This is a genomic window from Vibrio sp. E150_018, assembly GCF_053544035.1.
This window is the reverse complement of sequence record NZ_JBHGNY010000001.1, coordinates 340,662-365,636: the sequence shown is the minus strand read 5'-3', so window position 1 is coordinate 365,636 and position 24,975 is coordinate 340,662. Positions and strand designations below refer to the sequence as shown.

The following is a 24,975-nucleotide window of genomic DNA, read 5'->3' as shown; positions in this document are numbered from 1 at the left end:
TAATCGTCAAGCTTCCTATAAATTACTTGCATAAAATTCCGTAATTTTCGCTATTGACCCTGAAGAAAATAGCAACCACAGTGGCACATTTAAATGTGCTCTATGCAAAGATCAGGTCTTTCAACTGGTACGAAAATCGAAATTCGGCGGGCCACATTTCTTCGCTGATTGACCGCATCGAGACTCTTTGTAAAGAAGGTATACAAATCCCCCCAAAATTGGGAGGGTTAGATTGAACAAATTAGTAACAATTAGGAGAGCATCTGCGCACGATGCTGAGACATTAGGTGTGATTGGTCCCGCTGCTTATGCCACGACATACCATTACCTATCGAGTGACAGTATTACTCTGATCCATCAACTTGATACTTTTAGTAAATCCGTATTTTTAGTACTGTTACAGCGAGATGACTCAAGGGTATGGGCTGCCGAAAAATCGAGGAAAATTATTGGTTTTCTAACAATGTTAATAAGTTCGTAAAATCCCACTACGTATGATACTAACGGTGCAGAAATTTCGAGGATTTACCTACTTCCAGGTAGCAAAAAATGGAAATTGAGTAAATGCTGCACAAGAATATGCGAGTAAACTTAAGCTGACGAGGTGGCTTGATGTAATGGAGTCAGCAACAGTAGCAAGGAATGCGTATTATAAATGGGGTTTTCAGAGATAGGGCTTAAGACTTTCCTCCTCAAGTCAAAGCAGATTTATCAAAAATGCTTTTCCTGAGCATAAAACTCAATCCTAAAGGTAACAGAGCATTTCTGTGTATTAGGTAATTATGGAACTACGAAGATTCGTATATGGCGATAAAATTGCGTTGACCCATTGACTTGCGGCTAGTTGATATTATTCAGTACAAAAAACGGCCATAATGTACAATGATTTTCAATATCCAAACCGCCAAATTATTAAGTAACAATATGATAGTAAAAAATTTATAATCACAAGTGACGTTTCCAGAGATTTGTACATTAAAATTAATACAGGGTAATGAGCCAATGAATATTAACAACGAACTTGTTTATGAGCTTATATCTGCCCAGTTTCCGCAGTGGTCTAATTTACCCATCCGTCCCGTAGAAATGAGTGGATGGGATAATCGTACTTTTCATTTAGGTGGCGATATGCTCGTGCGCTTACCAAGTGCTGCGCATTACGCCTGTCAAGTCGAGAAAGAACAGGAATGGCTGCCAAAACTCGCGCCGTTCCTATCCCAAAAGATACCCACCCCGTTAGGCCTGGGGAAACCGACTGAACGTTATCCTTGGAAATGGTCTGTTTACCGTTGGATAAAAGGGAAAACTGTCGTTGCTTCTACTGAAATCGACCTTACTGTACTCGCTGAAGATTTAGCTAATTTTCTTATCAATTTTCAGGCTATAGACCTAAAAGGTGGGCCAGCTCCGGGGGCTCAAAACTTTTATCGTGGTGGTTCTATTGCTGTATACGATTCAGAAACCCGGCAGGCAATCAGTGCATTAAATGGAAAAATCGATTCGAATCTGGTTACTGAAATATGGAAGTCCGGCAGCTCTCAAACCTGGCAGAAAGAACCGGTTTGGGTTCATGGAGATATCAGTGCGGGTAACCTGTTAATCAATAATGGTAGACTGGATGCTGTTATTGATTTTGGCCAGTTATGCATAGGTGACCCAGCATGTGATTTCGTCATTGCTTGGACATTATTTGATGCTGATAGCAGGCAGGTATTCCATGATATCCTTTTGCCTGATGCGCAGACCTGGGCAAGGGCGCGCGCCTGGGCGTTATGGAAGTCTTTGATAGTCATGCTTAACACAAACCAAACTAATGCGGTCGAGGCAAAGCAGGCACATCGAACATTCGAGAATATTCTTGCGGAGTATAGTTTAAACCACTAACAGTTAAAATAAGGCATGCGCCTAAAAGGATTATTTAATGAACAATCAAAAAGAAATAATGACATATTATATTGCCGAGTCTAAAGATAATTATTTTGTGCATGGCAGCCCTCCGATAGAGACGATTGAAGTTGTGGATTATGATATTTATCAAAAAATTTTCCAATCCCTTGGTTATTTAGATAGCGAAGACGCATAGCGTCTCCATAGATAATCCAGCCGTACACCTCTCTACCCCTCAATAGTCTACTTATCTCCACACTGATAACAACACTGGCAACAATAAAAATAAACCATATTAAAACAACAGCTTAAATAAAAAAACCAGTACCTAGTTGGAGGTATTTGTCTTTTTACCCTTGCGTAAGGACAAAGTGCTTCTTGATCAAAATCAATATTCCTATTCTTTATCCTACCTATTCTGCTCGTGATAACCAATGTCAATATAAATACATATAACTACAGGTGAAAAACCTGATGAGGAGATCTCCGGATGAGCAAATTTCTTGACCGGTTTCGTTACTTTAAGCAGCTCGGTGAAACCTTTTCAAATGATCATGGCCAAACATTAAAGACCAATCGCGATTGGGAAAATGGCTATCGTAGTCGTTGGCAACATGACAAAATTGTTCGATCCACTCACGGCGTTAACTGTACCGGCTCTTGTAGCTGGAAAATTTATGTCAAAAATGGCCTAGTAACTTGGGAAACTCAACAAACCGATTATCCAAGAACTCGTCCAGATCTTCCAAACCACGAACCTCGTGGCTGTCCTCGTGGCGCAAGCTACTCTTGGTACCTTTACAGTGCCAACCGTGTTAAATACCCAATGATCCGTAAGCGTTTGTTGAAACTATGGCAAGAAGCCAAACAACAACATAGCGATCCGGTTGATGCATGGAAATCCATCAGTTCTGATCCTGCTAAAATGCAGCAATACAAAAAAGCGCGTGGTCGTGGTGGATTTGTTCGCGCAAACTGGGCAGAAGTGAATGAGTTAATTGCTGCGGCAAACGTTCACACAGCCAAAGAACATGGTCCAGACCGTATCGCTGGTTTCTCACCAATCCCAGCGATGTCTATGGTGTCATATGCTTCTGGTGCTCGTTACTTATCACTTATCGGTGGTACATGCTTAAGCTTCTACGATTGGTATTGTGATTTACCACCTGCCTCTCCAATGACTTGGGGTGAACAAACAGATGTGCCTGAATCTGCGGATTGGTACAACTCTTCCTACATCATTGCTTGGGGTTCAAACGTGCCACAAACACGTACGCCTGATGCCCACTTCTTCACCGAAGTTCGCTATAAAGGGACAAAAACCGTTGCGGTAACCCCTGATTACGCTGAAGTAGCCAAATTATGTGACCATTGGTTAAATCCAAAACAAGGCACTGACAGCGCGATGGCATTGGCGATGGGACATGTTTTATTAACTGAATTCCACACGAAACGCCAAGTTGAATACTTCAAGAACTACACTCAACAATATACAGATATGCCAATGTTGGTTGAGTTAGAAAAACGCGAAGACGGTACTTTTGTTCCTGGACGCCAATTACGCGCATCTGATTTGGTTGATAACCTTGGTCAAGATAACAATCCTGAATGGAAAACCATTGCCATTGATGACGCAACGGGCGAACTGATTGCACCACAAGGCTCAATTGGTTACCGCTGGGGTGAAGATGGCAAATGGAACCTTGAGCAAAAAGATGGCAAAACCGATCAAGAAAGAAACCTACGTTTAAGCTTGGTGGATTCTTGTGATGAAGTGGTTAGTGTTGGCTTCCCTTACTTTGGTGGCCTACCAAGTGAGTACTTCCAGAATGTTGAACTTAACGATGTTATCCAACATAAACTGCCTGCTAAGCGCCTAACTAATGCGCAAGGCAATGACATTTTAGTCACCAGTGTTTACGACCTCACCATGGCAAACTATGGTGTCGATCGTGGCTTAAATGATGAAAATTGTGCGATAACCTACAGCGAAGTAAAAGCCTATTCTCCGGCTTGGGCAGAGCAAGTTACTGGCGTTAAACAAGAAGAAATCATCAAAATTGCACGTGAGTTTGGTGAAAATGCTGAAAAAACTCGTGGCCGTTCTATGGTCATCGTCGGTGCGGGTCTGAACCACTGGTTCCACATGGATATGTCTTACCGTGGCATCATTAATATGTTGATCTTCTGTGGTTGTGTAGGTCAAAGCGGTGGCGGTTGGTCACATTATGTCGGCCAGGAAAAACTGCGTCCACAAACTGGCTGGCAACCTCTTGCCTTTGGTCTAGATTGGCAAAAACCGCCTCGTCATATGAATGGTACGTCTTTCTTCTACAACCATTCAAGTCAATGGCGTTATGAGACAGTGAACTCAAATGATCTTCTTTCTCCATTAGCAGATAAATCTCGCTACAGCGAAAGTTTGCTTGATATGAATGTAAAAGCAGAACGTTTAGGCTGGTTACCGTCTTCTCCACAATTCGACATTAACCCTCTGACCGTGGCGAAAAAAGCAGAAGCAGAAGGCTTAAGTGCTGAAGATTACATGGTGAAAAACTTAAAAGATGGCAGTATCAAGTTCGCCTCTGAGCAGCCTGAAGATCACTACCCTCGTAACTTATTTATCTGGCGTTCCAACCTATTAGGTTCTTCCGGTAAAGGCCATGAATACATGCTGAAGTACTTATTAGGTACTGAGAATGGCGTTCAAGGTAAAGATCTTGGTGAGCAAGGCAAAGTAAAACCAGAAGAAATTGAATGGAAAGATACCGGCACTGAAGGCAAGTTAGATCTTGTTGTAACGCTTGATTTCCGTATGTCGAGCACGTGCTTATTCTCTGACATCGTTCTGCCTACTGCGACTTGGTATGAAAAAGATGACATGAATACATCAGACATGCATCCATTCATTCACCCTCTTTCAGCCGCTGTTGATCCGGCTTGGGAAGCAAAAAGTGACTGGGAAATCTACAAAGGCATTGCGAAGAAATTCTCAGAAGTCTGTGTGGGCCATCTCGGTGTTGAAACCGATCTTGTTTCATTGCCAATCCAACATGATTCAAATGCTGAAATTGCTCAGCCATTTGATGTGCGAGATTGGAAAAAAGGCGAATGTGACCTTATCCCAGGTAAAACAGCGCCACACCTAAAAACCGTGGTTCGTGATTATCCAAATACTTATGAACGCTTCACCTCCCTTGGTCCAATTTTGGATGAGCAAGGTAATGGCGGTAAAGGTATTAATTGGGAAACTCAAGTTGAAGTCGATTTCCTAAAAGAGCTGAACTACACCAAAACAAAAGGGGCAGCTGAAGGACGTCCATTAATTGAAAGCGCGATTGATGCCGCTGAAGTTATCTTATCTCTCGCACCTGAAACGAATGGTCAAGTGGCGGTGAAAGCTTGGAGCGCATTAAGTGAGAAAACCGGTATTGACCACACTCACCTTGCAACCAATAAAGAAGACGAAAAAATTCGCTTCCGTGATATTCAAGCACAACCACGTAAGATCATTTCAAGCCCGACTTGGTCTGGTTTAGAGGATGAACATGTATCTTATAACGCATGTTATACCAACGTACATGAGCTGATCCCATGGCGTACGCTATCAGGCCGTCAACAGTTGTATCAAGATCACCAATGGATGCGTGATTTCGGTGAAAGCTTAGTCGCTTATCGCCCGCCAGTTGATACTCGTTCAGTACAAAGCGAAATCAATAGAAAGAGTAATGGCAACCCTGAAAAAGCGTTGAATTTCATTACTCCACACCAAAAATGGGGCATTCACTCAACGTACAGTGAAAACCTACTGATGTTGACGCTTTCTCGCGGTGGTCCGATTGTTTGGATGAGTGAAGATGATGCGAAACAGCTTGGTATTGAAGATAACGATTGGATCGAAGCCTTTAATAGCAATGGCGCATTGACTGCTCGTGCTGTTGTCAGCCAACGTGTTCCAGAAGGTATGGTGATGATGTATCACGCCCAAGAACGTTTAGTGAATATTCCTGGTTCGGAAATCACACAACAACGTGGCGGTATCCATAACTCCGTGACTCGTATTACGCCAAAACCGACTCATATGATTGGTGGTTACGCTCAGCAATCTTACGGATTTAACTATTACGGAACGGTAGGTTCTAACCGTGATGAGTTCGTTGTGGTTCGTAAGATGAAAGACGTGAAATGGCTAGATGATGAAAATAACGACTATGGCCAAGAAAAAGCCATTGCTCAAGATTCAACAAAAACTGGACAGGAGAAATAAGCATGAAAATCCGTTCTCAAGTCGGCATGGTGCTTAACCTAGACAAATGTATTGGCTGTCACACCTGTTCAGTCACTTGTAAAAATGTATGGACCAGCCGTGAAGGTATGGAATACGCCTGGTTCAACAACGTCGAGAGTAAACCTGGTGTGGGTTACCCGGCAAACTGGGAAGACCAAGACCAATGGAAAGGTGGCTGGATCCGTAAAATCAATGGAAAGTTAGAACCAAGAATGGGCAGCAAGGTTGGCGTATTGTCAAAACTATTCAATAACCCAGATATGCCATCGATTGATGATTATTACGAACCGTTTACTTTCGATTATGAGCATCTACAAAATGCCAAAGAAAGCAAACATCAGCCTATTGCTCGCCCACGTTCGTTGATCACTGGCCAACGTATGGACAAAATTGAAAATGGTCCAAACTGGGAAGAAATTCTTGGTGGTGAGTATTCAAAACGTTCCAAAGATTACAACTTAAACGCATTTGGTTTCGAGCAAAAACAAAAAGAAATGGTCGGTGAATTCGAAAACACCTTCATGATGTATTTGCCTCGTCTGTGCGAGCACTGTTTAAACCCAGCCTGTGTGGCAACTTGTCCTAGTGGCTCAATCTACAAGCGTGAAGAAGACGGCATTGTCTTGATCGACCAAGATAAATGTCGTGGCTGGCGGATGTGTTTAACTGGTTGTCCATATAAGAAAATCTACTTCAACTGGAAATCAGGAAAATCTGAAAAATGTCTTTTCTGTTACCCACGAATTGAAGCTGGTCAACCAACGGTATGTTCCGAAACTTGTGTTGGTCGTATCCGTTATTTGGGTGTGATGCTTTATGACGCCGACAAAATTGAACAAGCAGCATCAACCGAAAACGTCACCGATCTTTACCAAGAACAGTTGAATGTTTTTCTCGATCCTAATGACCCTGAAGTGATTAAAGAGGCACAGGCTCAAGGGATCCCGATGAGCACAATAGAAGCAGCGCAAAAATCACCAGTCTATAAAATGGCAGTTGATTGGAAATTGGCACTACCGCTTCACCCAGAATATCGCACCCTTCCTATGGTGTGGTATGTGCCACCACTATCACCAATTCAATCAGTAACGGATGCAGGCGTACTGGATGGTGATGGCGTGTTGCCTGAAATTGAACGTTTACGTATTCCCGTAAAATACTTAGCAAATTTATTAACGGCAGGTGACGAAAAGCCGGTACTGAACGCGTTAAAACGTATGCTTGCAATGCGTCATTATAAACGCTCAGAAACCGTTGATGGTGTGATTGATACATCTGCACTAGAAGAAACAGGCCTCACTGAAGCACAAGCGAAAGAAATGTATCGCTACCTAGCCATTGCCAACTACGAAGATCGCTTTGTGATCCCAGCAAGTCACCGTGAAATGGCAAAAGAGTCTTTCCCTGATTCTTTTGATAACCAAGGTGCTTTTGCTGAGAAAAGTGGTTGTGGCTTTAGCTTTGGTGACGGATGTCATGGTGGCGGAAGCGACAATAAATTTAACCTATTTGATAGTAAACGTATTGATGCCATTAACATCGAGCCTCAAACATCAAACAAAAATGGAGTGGAATAATGGAAAATCTAAAAATTATTTCATTATTACTTGAATATCCAGATCATGAGATCTGGTTACACAGAGACGAGTTGATGAAAGACATTTCAGAAATGCTGTTTCTTAGCCCTGCTCAAATGAGTCGTTTATATACCTTCATTGAAGAACTAACAGAGCAAGATTTATTAGATGCTCAATCTAACTATATCGAATTATTCGACCGAGGCCGTTCACTATCATTGTTATTGTTTGAACACGTACATGGTGAATCAAGAGATCGTGGTCAAGCCATGATCGACTTGATGGAACAATACAAAACGGTAGGCTTACAAATCGAAAGCATCGAATTACCTGATTATTTACCGGTTTATCTTGAGTATTTATCGACACAAACTCGTGAAGAAGCCACCCAAGGATTGGCCGATATTGCCCCCATCTTGGCCCTACTTGGTGCTCGTTTAAAAAAACGTGGCAGTAAATACCAACATTTATTTACGTTACTACTTGAATTATCAGGTACAAAAGTACGCCCGAAACATTTAAATAATAATGTAGAAAAAGAAGATCGTGATGATACACCAGAAGCTTTAGATGCGGTTTGGGAAGAGGAACAAATCAAATTCTTAGGTGAAGAAGGCTGTGCTTCTGCTGAGCAAAACATGCATCAAAAGCGTTTTTCCGACAGTGTACAACCCCAATATATCAGCTTAGATTCATTGCCATTAAGCTCTAACTCAGCCACTGGAGGACAATTATGAGTTTTCTAAATACCTTCTTTTTTGACGTGTATCCTTATATTGCCAGTGCTGTATTTTTCATTGGTAGTTGGATCCGTTATGACTATGCGCAATACACATGGCGTGCAGGTTCAAGCCAAATGCTCACTAGCCGTGATGATAAACGTTATATGCGTATTGCTTCCAATTTATTCCACGTAGGCATCTTGGGAATTTTTGCTGGTCACTTTGTCGGTATGCTAACCCCGCATTGGATGTATGCGCCATTTATCACCATTGCCGCGAAACAAAAACTGGCTATGATTGCTGGTGGGGCTTGTGGTTTGATGACGGTGACCGGTGGCGCGATGCTACTTAAACGTCGCTTGACTAACTCACGCGTTCGCGCAACATCTAGCTTTGCTGATATCGGCATTCTAACGCTATTAGTGATCCAAGCAACCCTCGGTGTTCTAACTATTCCATTCTCTGCACAACATATGGATGGCAGTGAAATGATGAAATTAGTTGGCTGGGCACAATCAGTAATGACATTTGGTGCCGATTCTTCTGCTCACTTAGATGGGGTTGCTATAATATTTCGAGTTCATATAGTGTTAGGTATGACTATGTTCTTGTTATTCCCATTCTGTCGTTTAGTCCATATTTGGAGTGTACCGGTAGAATACCTCACCCGTAAATATCAGCTTGTTCGTCAACGCCGATAATCAGTAAAAAGTGCCGAAATCTTAATCAAGGTTTCGGCACTTTTCTTTGAATAACGATCAGCAGCCTTTTGGCTCTACTTGCCCATCACCTTTTTATGTACAAGCCCAGCGATTAAACCCCAAAGTGTCGCTCCGATACCGAACAAGGTAATCCCCGACAAAGTCACTAAAAACGTATATAGCGATGACTCACGTAAACCTTCATCTGAAAACGCACTTTGCATGCACATTAATAGCGTTCCAAGTAACGCAAGGCCAGCCAGAATATTTGAAACCTCCTTTGGTAGAGCAAGGAAAATAGTTACCACTGCGGTCGCCCATAAACCAGCAATGACATAAAACACGCCCGCCCACATGGCTGAACGGTAACGCTGCGTTCTATCTTCATCTACCTCTTCATTCATACAAATCGCGGCTGAAATCGCGGCAAGGTTTAAACTAAAACCACCAAACGGAGCAAGAAGCATATTAAAAATGCCAGTGCCAATAAACACAGGCTTGCCAGGTACTTGATATTGATAACTGCGCATCATGGCAAAGCCGGGTAAGTTCTGCGACAGCATGGTAATAATGTAAAGCGGTACGCTTAGGTTAAGCATCGCCATCAAATCAAAATCAGGCGTGACCCATACGGGTTTCGCGATATCTAACGAAATACTCTGCCCATCAAATGCACCAGAAAAAATGGCAATCGCCACACCAACAATAAGCAGCAACATCATGGCATAACGAGGTAGATAACGTTTCGCGACAAAAAAGGTCACCACCATTAACCCAAATGTCGCAGGACTAGTCATCACAGGCGTAAACGCTTTAAGGCAAAATGGTATCAAAATAGCTGCCAACATAGCGGTTGCGAGTTGAGATGGGATCTTTTCAATCAAGCGACTAAGGGGAGATATTAAACCTGTAAGCACAATCAAAAAGCCTGAAATGATAAAAGCACCAATCACTTCAGGTAGAGCGTATTGCCCTACTACCGCCACCAACATTGCCGCACCGGGGGTTGACCACGACATCAATACCGGCATCTTATAATACCAAGAATAAGCAATCGAGCTTACCCCTACCATTAACCCTAAAACCAATAACCAACTGGCAATTTCTAAAGGGTTTGCTCCGGCTGCGGTAGCAGCTTGTATGATAATAACAATTGAGCTGGTATAACCGATTAACACTGCAGTAAAACCTGCAGAAATATGGCTAATATTCCCCCACGACTTTAAGTGATCTAACTTTACATCATCCATCATTTGCGCCGACTCTTCCTTGTATCCGTGACTCAATTCAAGCCATCATATCCAAATCTATCTAATCAAGTCACTCTATCTAGCCACTCTACCTAACCAGCAAACAAAGCATTAAAGCTGAATACATTTAAGCTGAGCAATTAACTCTTGGGTAGCCTTACCCTGTGGATGTTGAGTTGACCAAATAAGATCGATTCCTTGCTTCCATGGCTGAGACTCGAAAGACAACTCTAGTCGCTTTAATTGATTCGAAGAAACAAAATCGTTGACTACTTGAGCCGGTAATGAAGCCCAACCTAGCCCTTGTTGTAACATAGGTATAGTCGAATGTGCACTTTCTGTACGCCATACTTGATCAGACACGCGCCATCTTGGCGTATCTTGATTGTATCGACCAGTGATTAAAAACTGACGGTAGTTCTCTAGCATTTGCCATGTCAGTTTTTCTTCCTTGGCCAGAGGGTGATCGACACCAGTTACACACCAAAACTCCAAAGAGCCCAACCCATAGACTTCAATTTCTCCGGGATACATCAATTCTAACTGCTGTAAAACGGCCAGTTGCGCTCGACCATCGCGAATGAATTCTAACACCTCGCTCTCATTCACATGCAAAATTTCTATTTCGACTAATGGATATTGTTGCTCAAAATGACACAGCGCTTCAGCCACCGCTTGTGTCATCGCCATTGATTCCACCACCAGCGTGATCTTTTCTTCAACGCCCATTTGATAAGCATCAGCTGCCGATAAAAACACCCCACATTCGTTCAATATTCGCTTAGCGCGTAGTAATAATGCTTCTCCGTGTGACGTCAATTTTGGCGAGCGAGTGGAGCGATCAAACAAACTTAAATTTAAGTCATCTTCAAGGTTAGCAATTGCGGTACTGACTACTGATTGCGCTTTGCCTAAATGCCGTGCGGCAGCTGAAAATGATCCTTGTTCCGCAGCGACAACAAATGCTTGTAATTGGTCTATTGAAAATCGCATCTTTTATTCCTGCCCAATTTATTTAGATCTTGACCTATCTAAAAAAACGATAGTTATTAACTAGAATATATCTTATTTAGTATTAATAATAGCAACTGTTTTATGGTTAGATTAGCAATTTAGTTGAGGAAAAAATGCGTACAACCTTTGATAGACTAAGACACACTATCTGCTTTGAATTAATTGGTCTGGTGATTTTGACCTTAGGTGTGGCAAAACTGATTAATATGGATATGACTAAGATAGGTATTTTGGCGGTTGCGTTTTCAATCATCGCTACTGTATGGAATTACTTCTACAACATATTATTTGATAAAGCGATGTTAAAGCGTACCGGACAACTGAATAAAACTGTTACGATACGAGTATTTCACGCTTGTTTATTCGAATTAGGATTACTAGTGATCACACTACCTATTATGGCATGGTGGTTAGAAATAGGCTTGGTAGAAGCCTTCATTTTAGATTTAGGAATGGCGTTATTTTATCTGATCTATGCTTTCATCTATAACTTGGCTTACGACCGAATTTTTCCGATTCCACAAGCCAAGCAAACTCTAACGCTTAAGCAGTAAAAAAGCTCCAAATAAGATTTAATGCAATAAAGGTTAATGCAAATTTCAGCACAACATGGAAGTGCTGATTTGATACTTTATCCAGTACCTTCTTACCTACAAACGTACCGAAAAAACCGACTAGGATCATCAACCCGATCACGCCAATCCATTGCTGATAGGCAAAACCCAACATACCAAAAATAACCGCCTTAATAATATGTTGAATCGACATAAAACAAGACATCGTTGCGCCGAGTTCACGACGATCGGGCAGAATATTCTTAATCGTTGCAATCAGAAATGGCCCCGTTGCGCCAACAAACATGGTCAAGAAAGCGGTAAACGCTCCGATACCAAGCAGCCCTTTTTTCCCTTGTAAACTCAACTTGATAGGCACCCAACTGCTGATCAAAATGAACACGGCCAAAATAAGTTCTAAGTACTTGGTAGGCAAGTTTAAAGCAAGATTCCCCCCAATCACTGCCCCGACAACACTACCAACAAAAAACCATCCTAAATATTGCTTTTGAATATAGCGTCGCATCAGCACCGCACGCCCCGCATTCGAACCGAGTTGCACAATGGCGTGAACCGGAATCACCGCCGCCGCTGGCATCATAGTGATCATAAATGCAATTAACGTCGCCCCACCGCCTACTCCAATAATAACATTGAACATAGACGTCATACCGCTTAAACCGATTAAGGAAAAAAACTGTACCGTGCTAAGGTCATCGGGTTTTAAATGAAGAATTAAATCAGTAAAGACTTGCATAAAATGAATTCAGGAAAAAGAACAAACTCCAATTATATACCTAAGTCATCGTCAAATGCGATTTGGATGTGGGTGTTAATTTTTCAGTTTTGTAAAATAAACAACAGCTGAAGCAGCTTGCAGCATTTGTAGCAAGTTACTACAATAAGCCTATATATAAACCAAATAAGGAAACACCACATGGCGACTACAAGCGTACGTATTGACCAAGAACTTGTCGATAAAGCGGCTATCATGGCTAAAGCACTAAACCGCACTACACCAAAACAAATTGAACATTGGGCTAAAATTGGTGAAATGATGGAAGATAACCCTGACTTACCTTACGAATTTGTAAAACAAGCCATTATCGCAAAAGCAGAGAAAGAAGCGGGTAAGTTAGAGGCTTATACTTTTGACTAAAATCACCAACATTCTTCAAACTCCAGCGTTTAAAAAAGCGGTCAAAAAGCTACATAAAAACCAAAAAGTGGACTTAGATAATGCCATTCGTGAGCTTCTTAAAGATCCCTATTTAGGCGAACAGAAAAAAGGTGACCTATCATTTCTGCGAGTATATAAATTCAAGATGGTTAAACAATTAACTTTACTCGGTTATAACTATGAAGATGGCACGGTAACTCTTGAACTCATGGCACTAGGGGCTCATGAAAACTTTTATCGCGATGTCAAAAAGGGTTATTAATTCGAGGATGTAATGAGATAAACGACAACCTCACCTAGTCTGTACTAACTCATCCCCACATAGCCTTCCATACTCTCGATAGCATCAATCCAACGCTCGATATTTGGGTAACTGGTTAACTCGAAACCACCTTCATGGGCGACATGGGTGTAGGCATACAACGCAATATCAGCGATCGAGATGCTATTCCCAACCAAGAAAGCAGATTGCGATAATTGTTGCTCCATAATTTTCAGGGCTTTGTGACCACCAGATTGCAATGATTGATACTCTTCAAGCCGGTGCTCTGGTATGCCCTGGTACTTTTGAATAAACCGTGCAACAGCGATATAAGGTTCATGCGAATATTGCTCAAAGAAAAGCCACTCATAAACTTTGGCTTTCTGGTATCTATCGGTTGGTAAGTACCGTGTCCCTTCAGCAAAGTAGCTTAATATGGCGTTAGATTCACACAACACCTGACCATTATCAAAAACGATGGTTGGAATTTTTCCATTTGGGTTGAGTGACAAAAACTCGCTTGTTTGAGTTTCTTTATTGAGGATATCAACATACTGCCAATCGTGTTGAATATTTAAAAATGACAATAATAGTTTTACTTTCAAGCAGTTTCCCGACTGCAAATCGCCATATACGAGCATTCCATTCTCCGTATTTATTAAAAATTTAAATCAAGGCTTTCTCCATATAGAAAAACCGATCATCCTCTTCTACCACAACAAAACCACTACGCTGATATAAATGAAACGCAGGACTCACCTTAAACACTTTCAATTTCACTTTTTGAACATCAGATTGCAGTGTTAATCGTTCTACTTCTTTCAAAACCGCTGAACCTACCCCTTTTTTTTGGTAGGAAGAACTGACTTGTAGATCTCTTAAATAACAACTGTCAGCTTCAAAAGCTAAGCGAAATGTTCCAATAATTTGACCTTCTTCGACTATGTCCCAATTATCTAAACTTTTAACTTGCTCGACTATCTGCGATTGCTGCCATTCAACACCGTACTTCTCGTAATACAGCGCCATATTTTGATAAGTGATCTCGGCTGAGAAGGCTAAGTCGTCCGTTGGTCGGAATAAAATATTCATCATAAACCCTACCCTAGTTACCACATCGATCGCTTCAAGCTACTCAATTCCAATAAACGTGTCGAGATTTCTTCGACCGATAAAGTAGTGGTATTAAGATAAGGGATCGCTTCACGACGAAATAAAGATTCCACCCGATTTAGCTCTTTTTCACATTGCTGTTGACTGGCGTAGTCACTATTTGCGTAACGTTCGTGGCGAATTGCCATTAAACGTTCGGTATCAATCGTTAGCCCAAAAGTTTTGAAGCGATAAGGTTCAATTTCTTTGGGGAGTTTTAACGCAGACATATCATCTTCGATAAACGGATAATTTACCGCACGAATGCCAAATTGCATCGCAAGGTACAAGCTAGTCGGGGTTTTTCCACAACGAGAAACACCAAGCAAAATGATATCTGCTTGATCCAGGTTATTAAGAGACAGCCCATCATCATGCGCCAATGTGTATTCTACGGCAGCAATGCGATTTTGATAACTGGCAGCATCTTTTTCAATGCTGTGAGAGCGGTGTAATTGTGGGCTAGGCTCTAAACCCAAATCTTGCTTTAACGGTTCGACTAAAGCATTTAACACATCATAAAAATATGCATTCGCTTGCTCAATAATCGCTTTCACTTCTGGAATAACAATAGAGAAAAACACCAAAGGCTTTTGCCCCGTTGCTTGATGCTTTTCTTCAATCAAGCCTTTTACATATTCGGCCCGGTCAATAGTCTCCACAAAAGGTAAGGTAGTTTGTGAAATTTTCAATGGGAACTGCCCTAATACTGCATGCCCTAAAGTTTCGGATGTGATCGCAGTCCCATCTGAAACATAAAAAACATATCTGAAATCTGCCTCATTATTCATAACCAACTGATTCCTAAGTTTAAATTATTAAGTTAATTGTAATATTAATTTTTTGTGAATTTTTACAACTACAATTACACAAAATATTTTTATAAGGTATAGCAAAGCAAGGTTCATTGTGAAGTGGTCTCTCCATTTATACTTAACTTAAGTTCAAAACTGAGAGATGAGTAATCATTCATAGTGACATGCGCAATATACTGAATGATAAAAATAACAGACATAAGAGTAACTTTTTCCAGTCAAGGTAAGTTACCAACATAGCTTACTGAGACTGTTTTATAACAATCCAAAACAAACAGTCTAGGAGATACGCCGTGGGTCAAAACGTGCTTTGGTACGATGCTTTATCAATGAATGATGTTGATAAAGTCGGGGGTAAAAATGCATCTCTAGGTGAGATGGTAGCCAACTTGTCTAATGCTGGGGTAAAAGTGCCGAATGGATTTGCCACTACCTCTTTTGCTTTTAATCAATTTCTAGAAACCAATCGACTCAATGAGCGAATCTATCAACTATTAGATACTCTCGATGTTGAAGATGTTAATGCTTTGAAATCGGCTGGTGAAACCATTCGCAACTGGGTACTTGAAGCCCCACTCCCCCCTCAACTTGAAAACGATATTCGTGATTACTACCAAGAACTCAGCAACGGCGATGACAAGCTTTCGGTTGCGGTACGTTCTTCGGCCACTGCAGAAGATTTACCCGATGCTTCTTTCGCAGGCCAGCAAGAAACCTTCTTAAATGTGCGTGGTATTGATGCGATTATCGAGGCTACCAAACATGTCTTTGCTTCTCTATTTAATGATCGAGCTATCTCCTACCGAGTTCATCAGGGATTTGACCATAAAGGTGTTGCACTATCGGCTGGTATTCAACGTATGGTGCGCTCAGATAAAGCGGCCTCTGGCGTCATGTTTACCCTAGATACAGAATCTGGCTTTGATCAAGTCGTCTTCATTACCTCTTCTTGGGGTTTAGGTGAAATGGTCGTACAAGGTGCGGTTAATCCTGATGAGTTCTACGTTCACAAACCAATGTTACAAGCAGGTAACCCAGCCGTTGTACGTCGCACGATTGGTTCAAAACTGATTAAGATGATTTACGCCGAAGGTAAAGAACTCGGCACACAAGTTGAAATCATTGATACCGATGCATCTGAACGCAGCCAATATTCATTAACCGATGACGAAATTCAAGAGCTAGCTAAACAAGCCTTAATCATTGAAAAACACTACGGTCGACCGATGGATATCGAGTGGGCAAAAGATGGCATTACCGGTGAGTTATTAATCGTTCAAGCGCGTCCTGAGACCGTTCGTTCTCGTGATAATCAACAAGTGATGGAGCGTTTTCAATTAAACGAAAATAGCCAAAACTTGATTGAAGGTCGTGCAATTGGTCAGCGTATAGGCGCCGGTGTCGTACGCGTCGTGCAAAATCTAGATCAAATGGATCAAGTACAAACTGGCGATATATTAGTAGCCGATATGACCGACCCTGATTGGGAACCGGTGATGAAGAAAGCTTCTGCTATTGTTACTAACCGTGGCGGTCGAACTTGTCATGCAGCGATCATTGCACGTGAACTCGGCATTCCTGCGGTGGTCGGTTGTGGGGAGGCCACCAGCAAACTAAAAGATGGACAGACAGTAACCGTTTCATGTGCCCAAGGTGAAACCGGTTATGTGTTTGAAGGTGAACTCGATTACGAAATCAAACGCTCTTCGGTCAGTGACCTACCCGACTTACCACTCAAAGTAATGATGAATGTTGGTAACCCAGATCGTGCCTTCGATTTTGCGTGTATTCCAAACGAAGGGGTTGGCCTTGCTCGACTCGAGTTCATCATTAATAAAATGATAGGTATTCACCCGAAAGCGCTGCTGAATTACGAAGAGCAATCGGCGGAACTTAAAGCTGAAATAGACCAACGTATTATTGGTTACGCCAACCCTGTTGAGTTTTACATTGAGAAGCTCACCGAAGGTATTTCGACCCTAGCGGCGGCATTCTGGCCTAAGCGCGTGATTGTGCGGATGTCCGATTTCAAATCCAATGAATATCGTAATCTGGTTGGTGGCATTAACTTTGAACCGACCGAAGAAAACCCAATGCTTGGTTTCCGTGGCGCATCTCGTTATATCTCACCAAAATTCCAAGACTGCTTTGCTTTGGAATGTGAGGCGATTAAACGAGTCCGCAATAAAATGGGCCTCAAAAACGTCGAAATCATGATCCCATTTGTGCGCACGACTAACGAAGCGGCATCGGTCATTGATTTACTGGCTAAGTTCGATCTACGTCGTGGTGAAGATGGCTTAAAAGTCATCATGATGTGTGAGCTTCCATCCAATGCAATTTTAGCGGAAGACTTCCTAAAATACTTTGATGGATTTTCCATTGGCTCGAACGACATGACCCAACTAACACTAGGCTTAGACCGGGATTCTGGTGAAATCGCTCACATGTTTGATGAACGAAATGCCGCGGTAAAAGCCATGTTATCAATGGCGATTAAAGCGGCGAACAAAGCTGGGAAATATGTAGGAATTTGCGGCCAAGGTCCATCAGATCACGATGACCTCGCTCAGTGGTTAATGGAACAAGGCATCGATTCGGTATCTTTAAACCCTGACACGGTTTTAGAAACCTGGGTACATTTAGGAACCAAAGTGCCAAATAATTAATCTAGCTGATCATTTCATGCTATAAATCAAAAAACGAGGTCATCATGATCTCGTTTTTTCTATCAAAATACACTATCTATCAATATTAATTAGACAAAATTTAGATAAAAAAAACCGAGCATATTTCCTGGCCGGGAAATGTTGCTCGGATAGGTAGGATTAATACAACTCTTTCCCTTATTACAAGGAGTGAAAGAAGGAGCATTAGTGCACCAAACGGTGCGACCTATACAATGAACTGTTACTAAGCCGTCTTACCAATCTCAGTAATTAGTACGACGTGCTTGAGTTAATTTTGCTTCCAGTTGCAAGATATCGTCTCTTGCAAACATGTCTTCTAATGTAGACACCAATTTTCGTCTCCAGTTCGGATATTCATCCATTGTTCCTGGAATATTTACTGGTGTATCCATTTCTAACCAATCTTCCAGCTGTAAACTAAGTAAAGCACTGCTTCCAGTTGCCATATGCACTTGCATTGCTTCACTTAACGCTTGGTTAATCTCCACCTCATCGTCATGATTTCGCACTAGTTCAGGAAGGTGATTATGTTGTTCTAATGTTTCAATAATATGTCGTCTACGTGATTTTCTATCTTCGAACAACACATTTAATTGCTCTTCATCTGGATACAAACCAATCTCACGACCTAGAGTTAAATCTGCACTATTCCAAAAGCCTCGTAATGTCGGCATATCATGGGTACATAATGCAGTCATCGATTGCTGTTTGTACTGTTCTGGTGCAATATATTGCCCATCTTGCTCAGTTTCAAAAAAGAACACTTTGTAAGAATGGATACCTGCATCATTGAGCTTTTCAACAATCTCTTCAGGAACGGTCCCTAAATCTTCACCAATCACTGCGCATTGATGACGATGACTTTCCAGTGCCAATATCGACATTAAATCATCAACCGGGTAGTAAATATACGCGCCATCTTTGGCAGTTTTACCTTTTGGGATCCACCACAACCGCAATAAACCTAAAACGTGATCGATTCGTAGTGCGCCGCAATTACGCATATTAGCTCGTAGCAAATCGATAAACGGTTGATAAGCTAATGCTTTAAGCTGGTACGGGTTTAACGGTGGCAAGCCCCAGTTCTGCCCTAGTGGCCCGAAGATATCAGGTGGTGCACCAATACTTACATCTTGGCAAAGGGCACCATGGTCTGCCCAAGTCTCCGCTCCCGAGTCGCACACGCCGACGGCCAAATCACGATACAACCCTAGCGCCATGTCCTTTTCTTCTGCTAACTGTTGTACTTGAGTCAGTTGCTCATCGGCAAGCCATTGCAAGTACATAAACAACTGCACTTTTGACTGATTATCTTTAATGTAATTTTGCACTTCTGGTTTGTCGAAATGCTGAAGGCTTTCATCAAAAACTGGCCAGCCCCAAACACAATCATCTTGTGCTTTTAAATCTGCGTGCAATGCATCAAAAGCGGCTTGATGAAGCAAACTCTCGCCACCTAATTCAACAAACTTGACAAAATCTTGGGCGCGTTTTGTTTCCTTATTAACTTCCTTGTCAATAAAGGTTGAAAATAGTTCCGGCAAGATTGCCATTTTGAGCGCTGAAACTTCTGTATAGTCGACCCACTCTTTCGCGCGGTTATCTGATAAACGCTGTTGGAATATCGAATCTGCTACCATCGCCTGTGCTTTTTCACTTTTCGAGAATTCAGGCACCGCTTCTACATCAATGTACATCACATTCAACCAGCGACGAGACGATGGACTATATGGACTCGCGCCTTCTGGATTCGCTGGAAACAAAGAATGAATTGGATTCAAACCGACAAAATCACCACCTCCTTCGGCAATTTTTTCCACTAAGTATTTAAGATCAGAAAAGTCGCCGATACCCCAGTTGGTTTTTGAAGTCACCGAATAAAGCTGAATACTCGGGCCCCATAAACGTTCGCCTTCGACTAACTCTGCTTGCTTAAAGCAAGATTGAGGTGTCACAATCAACGACATCATAAACGGCTTATTACGGCGTTTACGAAAGAGTGATAATTGGTGATAACCAAGCGGCAACTGATTCGATAATGAAAAGACTAGGTAACCTTTTTCAGCGCGATGATCTTCAACAATTTGAGATTCTAAATAGCCTTCAAAACGCTCACCTTGTTCAGTTTCTACTAACCAAGAAAACTCGCTCAGCCTGGCAGATGCATTGATATGTAATTCAACCAGTACTTCTTTGTTAGCATGCACCACCTTCACGCTTGGCAGTACATCGACCTTATGACGTTGCTCGGCTTGATCTAATAATGTGGATTTATCTGCCGTGTCATAACCAAGTGCTTGCAATAGTTCTTCGATGGTTTGTTCGCTCACATAGGCTTCATCGCCCCACGCGCTAATATAACGGTCAACAATCCCTTCTAGAGTAGCCACTTGTTTTAATATTGAATGAGATTGCGCTGAATTTAAGTCTTGCATCGAATGCTCCATAACGTCTTCTTAAAAACATCTGTCGTCGAAATATTTATTTTTAAGAACCTATGCCTTTAAAAACATAAAATACTTCGAGAAGTCGTGTTCATTTTCGTTACATTCAATATTGCCGATTAACCTAAAATATCGCATCCTCCCTTTTAACGGCGTAGAGGGATGAGAGTTAGGGCGTAGCTGAAAGAAAGCTTGAACAAAATGAGATCTATAGCAGGATTTACAGTATAAACCTGAGTCAGATCACATCATCTTGCCGATCGCATGGTATGTTAAAGCGAAATATCGGCTTATAACTAAAATTAAAATTGACAAAAATATGAGCTAGGTAACAAAAAACTTAACTATTTCTCAGAGAATCATCGCTGCTATGTGGATACCTTCCAAACTCAATCGACCAGCTCGACTACACAACGCCATTTTACGCTCTCGCCTACTTGAAGCTTTAGCCCATGCGCCTTTCTATAAATTGGTGTTATTTCGTTCCCCCGCCGGTTACGGTAAAACCACTATGGCTGCACAATGGTTGAACAATCACCCAAACCTAGGTTGGTTCAACATTGATGAAAGTGACAATGACGCCTTTCGCTTTGTGAACTACTTTCTACAAGCTTTCAATAAAGCGACTAATGATGCCTGCCCAAATACTCAAGCACTGGCAGAACGTCGTCAATTTGCCAGCTTAACCAGCTTATTTAGCGAACTATTTGCCGAGTTTGGTTTCAACGACACTCAAACCTACCTAGTACTCGATGATTATCATTTAATTACCAATGATGAGATCCACGAAGGTCTGCGCTTTTTCTTAAAACACATGCCCGACAACATTACCTTAGTAGTCACCAGCCGAACTCATCCTCCGCTCAACACCGCTAACTTGCGAGTACGTGATTTATTAATCGAAGTCGATAATGATCTGCTGGCGTTTGATAAAGAAGAAACCGAACGCTTCTTCCATAAACGCATTACGGATAACCGCTATCAAGCCGATATCTTAGAAACCATCCGCACTCAAGTTGAAGGTTGGCCATCGGCATTACAGTTGATTGCACTACATGCACAGCAATTTCCCGGCACCTTAGAAAATTCTGCAGTCTCAATTGCCAATTTCAACCAAGACCATATTTGGGACTACCTCGCCGAAGAAGTGTTTGATCAATTAACCCCAGAATTACAAACCTTTTTACTTCAATGTTCGGTTCTTGATATGTTCAACGCAGAACTAATCTCCGAGCTAACCGGCAGAGATGATGCGCTTGCAATGCTGGATTCACTCAACCGTTTTGGGCTGTTTCTTCACCCAATGGAAGGAGCAGATAATTGGTTCCGTTTCCACAATTTATTTGCTGAGTTCTTACGCCACCAGCGTTATACCCAGATTCCGGGGCAGCATAATCAACTGCACTACAATGCGGCCAAAGCCTGGCTCAAACAACAAAGACCACAAGCAGCTTTAATTCACGCACAAAAAAGTGGTGATGAAATCCTGATGAGTCAAATCTTGTCTGATCACGGTTGGGATATGTTCAACCACGGTGAACTACAGGTAGTGGAATCGGCCATTAACCATTTAAGTGACGAAGTACTTTTTGCCTCGCCACGCTTGTCTTTATTGCGTGCTTGGTTGGCACAAAGTCAGCACCGTTATAACCAAGTGTTCGATTTGATCGTAGAAGCCGAAGAAAAAATGGCAGAGCACAATATTAAATTGACCGACACACAAGTTGGTGAATTCAAAGCGCTTTCAGCTCAAGTTGCCATCAACCAAGATAATCCTGCGCTTGCTTTAGAAACCGCCGAGTTTGCCTTACAACAACTTCCTCATTCGAGTTTCCGTAGTCGCATTGTCGCCACTTCAGTGATTGGCGAGGTGTACCATGTGATCGGAGAGCTTGATAAAGCCTTTGAAACCATGCAAAAAACCGAAGTCATGGCGCGAGAAGATGGCGTATTCCACCAAGCGTTATGGGCGATTTTGCAGCAAAGTGAAATTCAATTGGCGCGCGGTTATGGCCAAGCAGCATTTGAATTACTCAATAAAGCCGAACAGCTAATTAAAGAGCAACACCTACACCAGCTGCCTTTGCATGAGTTTATGCTACGCATTAAGGCGCAAATTTTATGGTGTTGGAATCGCTTAGATGAAGCCGAACAATGTGCCCACCTAGGCTTAGAAATCATGGCACCATTTGAAGATTCTAAATCCTTACATTGCTATTCAATGCTAGCCCGAATCGCCATTTCTCGCGGCGAATTAGATAAAGCGGCTCGATATTTAGACACTTGTAATCAGCTTAAAGCCAATAACCGATACCACATTGATTGGCGCGCTAATGCTGATCTTTCCAACCTACTCTATTGGCAAGCTACTCATAATCAGCCAGCCATTGAGCAATGGTTAAATGAATGCGAAGAGCCTCGATCTGCGGTTAATCACTTCCAACAATTACAATGGCGTAATATTGCCCGTGCTGCCTTGTTAGTCGGTGATTTAGATCGTGCGGAAAATATTCTGACGCATCTACAAACACAAACTTCAAAGCTAAAACTGGTTGCTGATAAAAACCGTAATCTAGTGCTCGAAGCCGTACTGGCAGAGAAACAAAACCAACCACAAAAAGCTCAGCAATGTATTCACGAAGCGTTATCACTCACCAATAGCACCGGCATGATAGGTAACTTCTTATGCAATGCTGAGACAATATCACCACTGATTAAATCATTAGTGAACGAGAAGAAACTTGCTGAACTTGAACTACACCGAGCGCAAAACTTACTGCAATTAATGACCAATAAAGAACGTGTTCGTGCAGTACATTTTGATGAAGAATTTGTGCAAAAACTGCTAACGCTGCCAGACCTACCAGAGCTCATTCGCACTAGCCCATTGACTCAACGTGAATGGCAAGTGCTAGGCTTAATTTATGCTGGGTTAAGTAACGATCAAATCGCTGCCGAGTTTGATGTTGCGCCGACGACGATCAAAACGCACATTCGTAACCTGTACCAAAAAATGGGATTAGATAACCGACAGCACGCAATCAAAACTGCTGAGCACTTAATTCAATTAATGGGGTTTACGGCCCATTAATAAACGTTATCTCGTGCTATAAAGATGTATACCCAATTACGAAGGGTACAAAGCCACCTGATTAAGGATGATCTCATGGCCACGTTTTTGCCCAACAAACCACATCACAATAAACCAAAACCCACGTTCACTCTCAGCCGGAGTGAGCGTTATCTCTTCCTATTGCTAACAGCACTTCTCACCCTTGGAGTAGTCTGGAAAATTGATGATAGTGCTACTCAACGCAAAGCCATCACCCCACTCAAACAGCACCAATACTTATTTAATCAAGCCTGTCAGCAAGCACTGAATAACGGCGCAGATCGCAATGTCTCCTATTGCACCGCCGCGCAACACTACGACCATGTTTTGATGTTAGCGTTAAAAGACAACCATATTGATTTAAGTGAAGCGGTTGAGCTGGAAAGTTATTTTCAGAGGCAGTATCGGGGGTTTAGTAATAATTAAGTTTGGTTTTTTGAATTATAAAAAACAAAAAGCCCCACCGGTTAAGTGAGGCTGTTCAACGTGCTAGGTGTGTACCATCTTAGGGCTAGGCTACTGCCAAGTTCAAGCCTATAGCATGAGTCACTTTATAAATCGTATTCCATTTAGGCTGCGTTTTACCATTGAATGTTTTGTATAAACTTTCACGGCTTAATCCTGTTACCTCTGCCACATCAGCCATACCATGCTTTTTGACAAGATGACCAAGTGCTGAAACAAATACTGTCGGATCATCATCTTCAAGACATTCACGCAAGAAATCATTAATTTCTTCTTGTGTTTCCATGTAATCAAAAGGATTAAATGGGCTAGTTTTATTGTTCATACTAATCCTCCATTTCGGCTAGTAGTTCATGTGCTTTTGCTATGTCTTGTTGCTGCGTGCCTTTATGTCCACCATTGAGTAACAATATGATTTTGCTACCACGAATAGTGAAATAAACGCGATAGCCCTTACTCACAAAAATACGCATTTCTTGAACAGGTGTACCAACATTTTTCACATCGCCAAAGTTTCCATTTTCAGCCCGCACAATGCGCATTAAAATCGCTCTGATTGCAGCCCTGTCTTTTAACTTTGAAAGCCATTTATCAAATGTTGGCGTTTTTTCAATCGTATATTTCATTTATCCAATTGTAGCCTATAGGATACTAATGGCAAGTTGAACTTATCCTTTTCTGAGGCAGTAACAAATTCGAGTCCTAAACCACATATTTGTTTATTTTCTACCTTCATCCCACTTTTTTTGCTTTGCGACCTACCGAAATAACGAATTATCAACCACACTAAATGTGTCAGTTTAGAGAGAACACTAAAACACTGACGAAACACAAGCTCAACTAAGACTTTTGCACACCTTTA

Annotated in this window: 21 protein-coding genes; 12 read left to right on the top strand and 9 right to left on the bottom strand. The window is 41.8% G+C overall.

The window, feature by feature from the left end; translation table 11 throughout:
• Window positions 1–1,002 precede the first annotated feature (1,002 nt).
• From ACE3G9_RS01740 to narI, 6 genes are all read left to right on the top strand, one after another.
• Window positions 1,003–1,884, top strand: a complete 882-nt coding sequence (locus tag ACE3G9_RS01740; protein WP_417880642.1) for an aminoglycoside phosphotransferase family protein — start codon at window positions 1,003–1,005, stop codon at window positions 1,882–1,884.
• Window positions 1,885–1,921: 37 nt separating this feature from the next.
• Window positions 1,922–2,083 (top strand): hypothetical protein, encoded by a 162-nt coding sequence (locus ACE3G9_RS01735; RefSeq protein ID WP_449218309.1) that lies wholly within the window; start codon window positions 1,922–1,924, stop codon window positions 2,081–2,083.
• 294 nt (window positions 2,084–2,377) lie between these two features.
• Window positions 2,378–6,154, top strand: coding sequence for a nitrate reductase subunit alpha (locus ACE3G9_RS01730; RefSeq protein WP_449218308.1), 3,777 nt, complete (start codon window positions 2,378–2,380; stop codon window positions 6,152–6,154).
• A 2-nt stretch (window positions 6,155–6,156) separates the two neighbouring features.
• Window positions 6,157–7,752 (top strand): nitrate reductase subunit beta, encoded by a 1,596-nt coding sequence (gene narH, locus ACE3G9_RS01725; RefSeq protein WP_449218307.1) that lies wholly within the window; start codon window positions 6,157–6,159, stop codon window positions 7,750–7,752.
• Entirely contained in the window at window positions 7,752–8,489 is a 738-nt protein-coding gene (gene narJ, locus ACE3G9_RS01720; protein ID WP_417880646.1) for a nitrate reductase molybdenum cofactor assembly chaperone, read from the top strand. The genes narH and narJ overlap by 1 nt, the downstream gene beginning before the upstream one ends.
• Window positions 8,486–9,175, top strand: coding sequence for a respiratory nitrate reductase subunit gamma (narI, locus tag ACE3G9_RS01715; protein WP_449218306.1), 690 nt, complete (start codon window positions 8,486–8,488; stop codon window positions 9,173–9,175). Before narJ ends, narI begins: the two co-directional genes overlap by 4 nt.
• A gap of 74 nt (window positions 9,176–9,249) precedes the next feature.
• Here the strand turns inward: narI and ACE3G9_RS01710 are convergent, their stop codons facing one another.
• The gene (locus tag ACE3G9_RS01710) at window positions 9,250–10,425 is read right to left on the bottom strand and encodes a benzoate/H(+) symporter BenE family transporter (protein WP_449218412.1); all 1,176 of its coding nucleotides are present in this window, start codon (window positions 10,423–10,425) and stop codon (window positions 9,250–9,252) included.
• A gap of 111 nt (window positions 10,426–10,536) precedes the next feature.
• Entirely contained in the window at window positions 10,537–11,418 is an 882-nt protein-coding gene (locus ACE3G9_RS01705) for a LysR family transcriptional regulator (protein WP_449218305.1), read from the bottom strand.
• Window positions 11,419–11,552: 134 nt separating this feature from the next.
• On the opposite strand from ACE3G9_RS01705, the gene ACE3G9_RS01700 reads away from it, so the two are divergent.
• Entirely contained in the window at window positions 11,553–11,993 is a 441-nt protein-coding gene (locus tag ACE3G9_RS01700) for a PACE efflux transporter (protein WP_449218304.1), read from the top strand.
• Here ACE3G9_RS01700 and ACE3G9_RS01695 read toward each other — a convergent pair.
• The gene (locus ACE3G9_RS01695; RefSeq protein WP_417880650.1) at window positions 11,983–12,750 is read right to left on the bottom strand and encodes a sulfite exporter TauE/SafE family protein; all 768 of its coding nucleotides are present in this window, start codon (window positions 12,748–12,750) and stop codon (window positions 11,983–11,985) included. The genes ACE3G9_RS01700 and ACE3G9_RS01695 overlap by 11 nt on opposite strands.
• Window positions 12,751–12,930: 180 nt before the next feature.
• On the opposite strand from ACE3G9_RS01695, the gene ACE3G9_RS01690 reads away from it, so the two are divergent.
• Together ACE3G9_RS01690 and ACE3G9_RS01685 are read left to right on the top strand one after the other, a co-directional pair.
• Window positions 12,931–13,152: a TA system antitoxin ParD family protein gene (locus ACE3G9_RS01690; RefSeq protein WP_417880651.1), complete on the top strand. Its 222-nt coding sequence runs from the start codon at window positions 12,931–12,933 to the stop codon at window positions 13,150–13,152.
• Window positions 13,145–13,435: a type II toxin-antitoxin system RelE/ParE family toxin gene (locus ACE3G9_RS01685; protein ID WP_417880652.1), complete on the top strand. Its 291-nt coding sequence runs from the start codon at window positions 13,145–13,147 to the stop codon at window positions 13,433–13,435. Before ACE3G9_RS01690 ends, ACE3G9_RS01685 begins: the two co-directional genes overlap by 8 nt.
• Before the next feature lie 44 nt (window positions 13,436–13,479).
• Here ACE3G9_RS01685 and ACE3G9_RS01680 read toward each other — a convergent pair whose 3' ends face one another.
• The 3 genes from ACE3G9_RS01680 to ppsR are packed head-to-tail and all read right to left on the bottom strand — an operon-like array spanning window position 13,480 to window position 15,378.
• Window positions 13,480–14,076 carry a glutathione S-transferase family protein gene (locus ACE3G9_RS01680; protein WP_449218303.1) on the bottom strand — a complete coding sequence of 199 codons (597 nt, stop codon included), beginning with the start codon at window positions 14,074–14,076 and terminating at the stop codon, window positions 13,480–13,482.
• A 25-nt stretch (window positions 14,077–14,101) separates the two neighbouring features.
• A complete protein-coding gene (locus ACE3G9_RS01675) occupies window positions 14,102–14,530 on the bottom strand; it encodes a GNAT family N-acetyltransferase (protein WP_449218302.1) in 429 nt (142 codons plus the stop codon).
• 14 nt (window positions 14,531–14,544) lie between these two features.
• On the bottom strand, window positions 14,545–15,378 hold the full coding sequence (gene ppsR / locus ACE3G9_RS01670) for a posphoenolpyruvate synthetase regulatory kinase/phosphorylase PpsR (RefSeq protein ID WP_417880655.1): 834 nt from the start codon (window positions 15,376–15,378) through the stop codon (window positions 14,545–14,547).
• Between the two features lie 317 nt (window positions 15,379–15,695).
• On the opposite strand from ppsR, the gene ppsA reads away from it, so the two are divergent.
• Complete coding sequence (gene ppsA / locus ACE3G9_RS01665) at window positions 15,696–18,071, top strand: phosphoenolpyruvate synthase (RefSeq protein WP_417880656.1); 2,376 nt, start codon at window positions 15,696–15,698, stop codon at window positions 18,069–18,071.
• Between the two features lie 263 nt (window positions 18,072–18,334).
• On the opposite strand, the gene malQ is transcribed toward ppsA, so the two are convergent.
• Window positions 18,335–20,527 carry a 4-alpha-glucanotransferase gene (malQ, locus tag ACE3G9_RS01660; protein WP_449218301.1) on the bottom strand — a complete coding sequence of 731 codons (2,193 nt, stop codon included), beginning with the start codon at window positions 20,525–20,527 and terminating at the stop codon, window positions 18,335–18,337.
• A 379-nt stretch (window positions 20,528–20,906) separates the two neighbouring features.
• Here malQ and malT point away from each other — a divergent pair, with 379 nt between their 5' ends.
• Together malT and ACE3G9_RS01650 are read left to right on the top strand one after the other, a co-directional pair.
• Window positions 20,907–23,627, top strand: a complete 2,721-nt coding sequence (gene malT / locus ACE3G9_RS01655) for an HTH-type transcriptional regulator MalT (RefSeq protein ID WP_449218300.1) — start codon at window positions 20,907–20,909, stop codon at window positions 23,625–23,627.
• A gap of 75 nt (window positions 23,628–23,702) precedes the next feature.
• A complete protein-coding gene (locus tag ACE3G9_RS01650) occupies window positions 23,703–24,074 on the top strand; it encodes a hypothetical protein (RefSeq protein WP_417880659.1) in 372 nt (123 codons plus the stop codon).
• Window positions 24,075–24,159: 85 nt separating this feature from the next.
• On the opposite strand, the gene ACE3G9_RS01645 is transcribed toward ACE3G9_RS01650, so the two are convergent.
• Entirely contained in the window at window positions 24,160–24,438 is a 279-nt protein-coding gene (locus ACE3G9_RS01645; protein ID WP_417880660.1) for an addiction module antidote protein, read from the bottom strand.
• A gap of 1 nt (window position 24,439) precedes the next feature.
• Entirely contained in the window at window positions 24,440–24,739 is a 300-nt protein-coding gene (locus tag ACE3G9_RS01640) for a type II toxin-antitoxin system RelE/ParE family toxin (protein ID WP_417880661.1), read from the bottom strand.
• Between the last annotated feature and the right edge of the window lie 236 nt (window positions 24,740–24,975).

Coding starts and splice junctions, on each gene's coding strand:
- ACE3G9_RS01710 (WP_449218412.1), bottom strand. CDS start 10,425: ATGGATGATGTAAAGTTAGATCACTTAAAGTCGTGGGGGAATATTAGC.
- ACE3G9_RS01690 (WP_417880651.1), top strand. CDS start 12,931: ATGGCGACTACAAGCGTACGTATTGACCAAGAACTTGTCGATAAAGCG.
- narJ (WP_417880646.1), top strand. CDS start 7,752: ATGGAAAATCTAAAAATTATTTCATTATTACTTGAATATCCAGATCAT.
- ACE3G9_RS01730 (WP_449218308.1), top strand. CDS start 2,378: ATGAGCAAATTTCTTGACCGGTTTCGTTACTTTAAGCAGCTCGGTGAA.
- ACE3G9_RS01650 (WP_417880659.1), top strand. CDS start 23,703: ATGGCCACGTTTTTGCCCAACAAACCACATCACAATAAACCAAAACCC.
- ACE3G9_RS01700 (WP_449218304.1), top strand. CDS start 11,553: ATGCGTACAACCTTTGATAGACTAAGACACACTATCTGCTTTGAATTA.
- ACE3G9_RS01735 (WP_449218309.1), top strand. CDS start 1,922: ATGAACAATCAAAAAGAAATAATGACATATTATATTGCCGAGTCTAAA.
- ACE3G9_RS01675 (WP_449218302.1), bottom strand. CDS start 14,530: ATGATGAATATTTTATTCCGACCAACGGACGACTTAGCCTTCTCAGCC.
- ACE3G9_RS01645 (WP_417880660.1), bottom strand. CDS start 24,438: ATGAACAATAAAACTAGCCCATTTAATCCTTTTGATTACATGGAAACA.
- ACE3G9_RS01740 (WP_417880642.1), top strand. CDS start 1,003: ATGAATATTAACAACGAACTTGTTTATGAGCTTATATCTGCCCAGTTT.
- narH (WP_449218307.1), top strand. CDS start 6,157: ATGAAAATCCGTTCTCAAGTCGGCATGGTGCTTAACCTAGACAAATGT.
- ACE3G9_RS01705 (WP_449218305.1), bottom strand. CDS start 11,418: ATGCGATTTTCAATAGACCAATTACAAGCATTTGTTGTCGCTGCGGAA.
- ppsR (WP_417880655.1), bottom strand. CDS start 15,378: ATGAATAATGAGGCAGATTTCAGATATGTTTTTTATGTTTCAGATGGG.
- narI (WP_449218306.1), top strand. CDS start 8,486: ATGAGTTTTCTAAATACCTTCTTTTTTGACGTGTATCCTTATATTGCC.
- malT (WP_449218300.1), top strand. CDS start 20,907: ATGTGGATACCTTCCAAACTCAATCGACCAGCTCGACTACACAACGCC.
- ACE3G9_RS01695 (WP_417880650.1), bottom strand. CDS start 12,750: ATGCAAGTCTTTACTGATTTAATTCTTCATTTAAAACCCGATGACCTT.
- ACE3G9_RS01680 (WP_449218303.1), bottom strand. CDS start 14,076: ATGCTCGTATATGGCGATTTGCAGTCGGGAAACTGCTTGAAAGTAAAA.
- malQ (WP_449218301.1), bottom strand. CDS start 20,527: ATGCAAGACTTAAATTCAGCGCAATCTCATTCAATATTAAAACAAGTG.
- ACE3G9_RS01640 (WP_417880661.1), bottom strand. CDS start 24,739: ATGAAATATACGATTGAAAAAACGCCAACATTTGATAAATGGCTTTCA.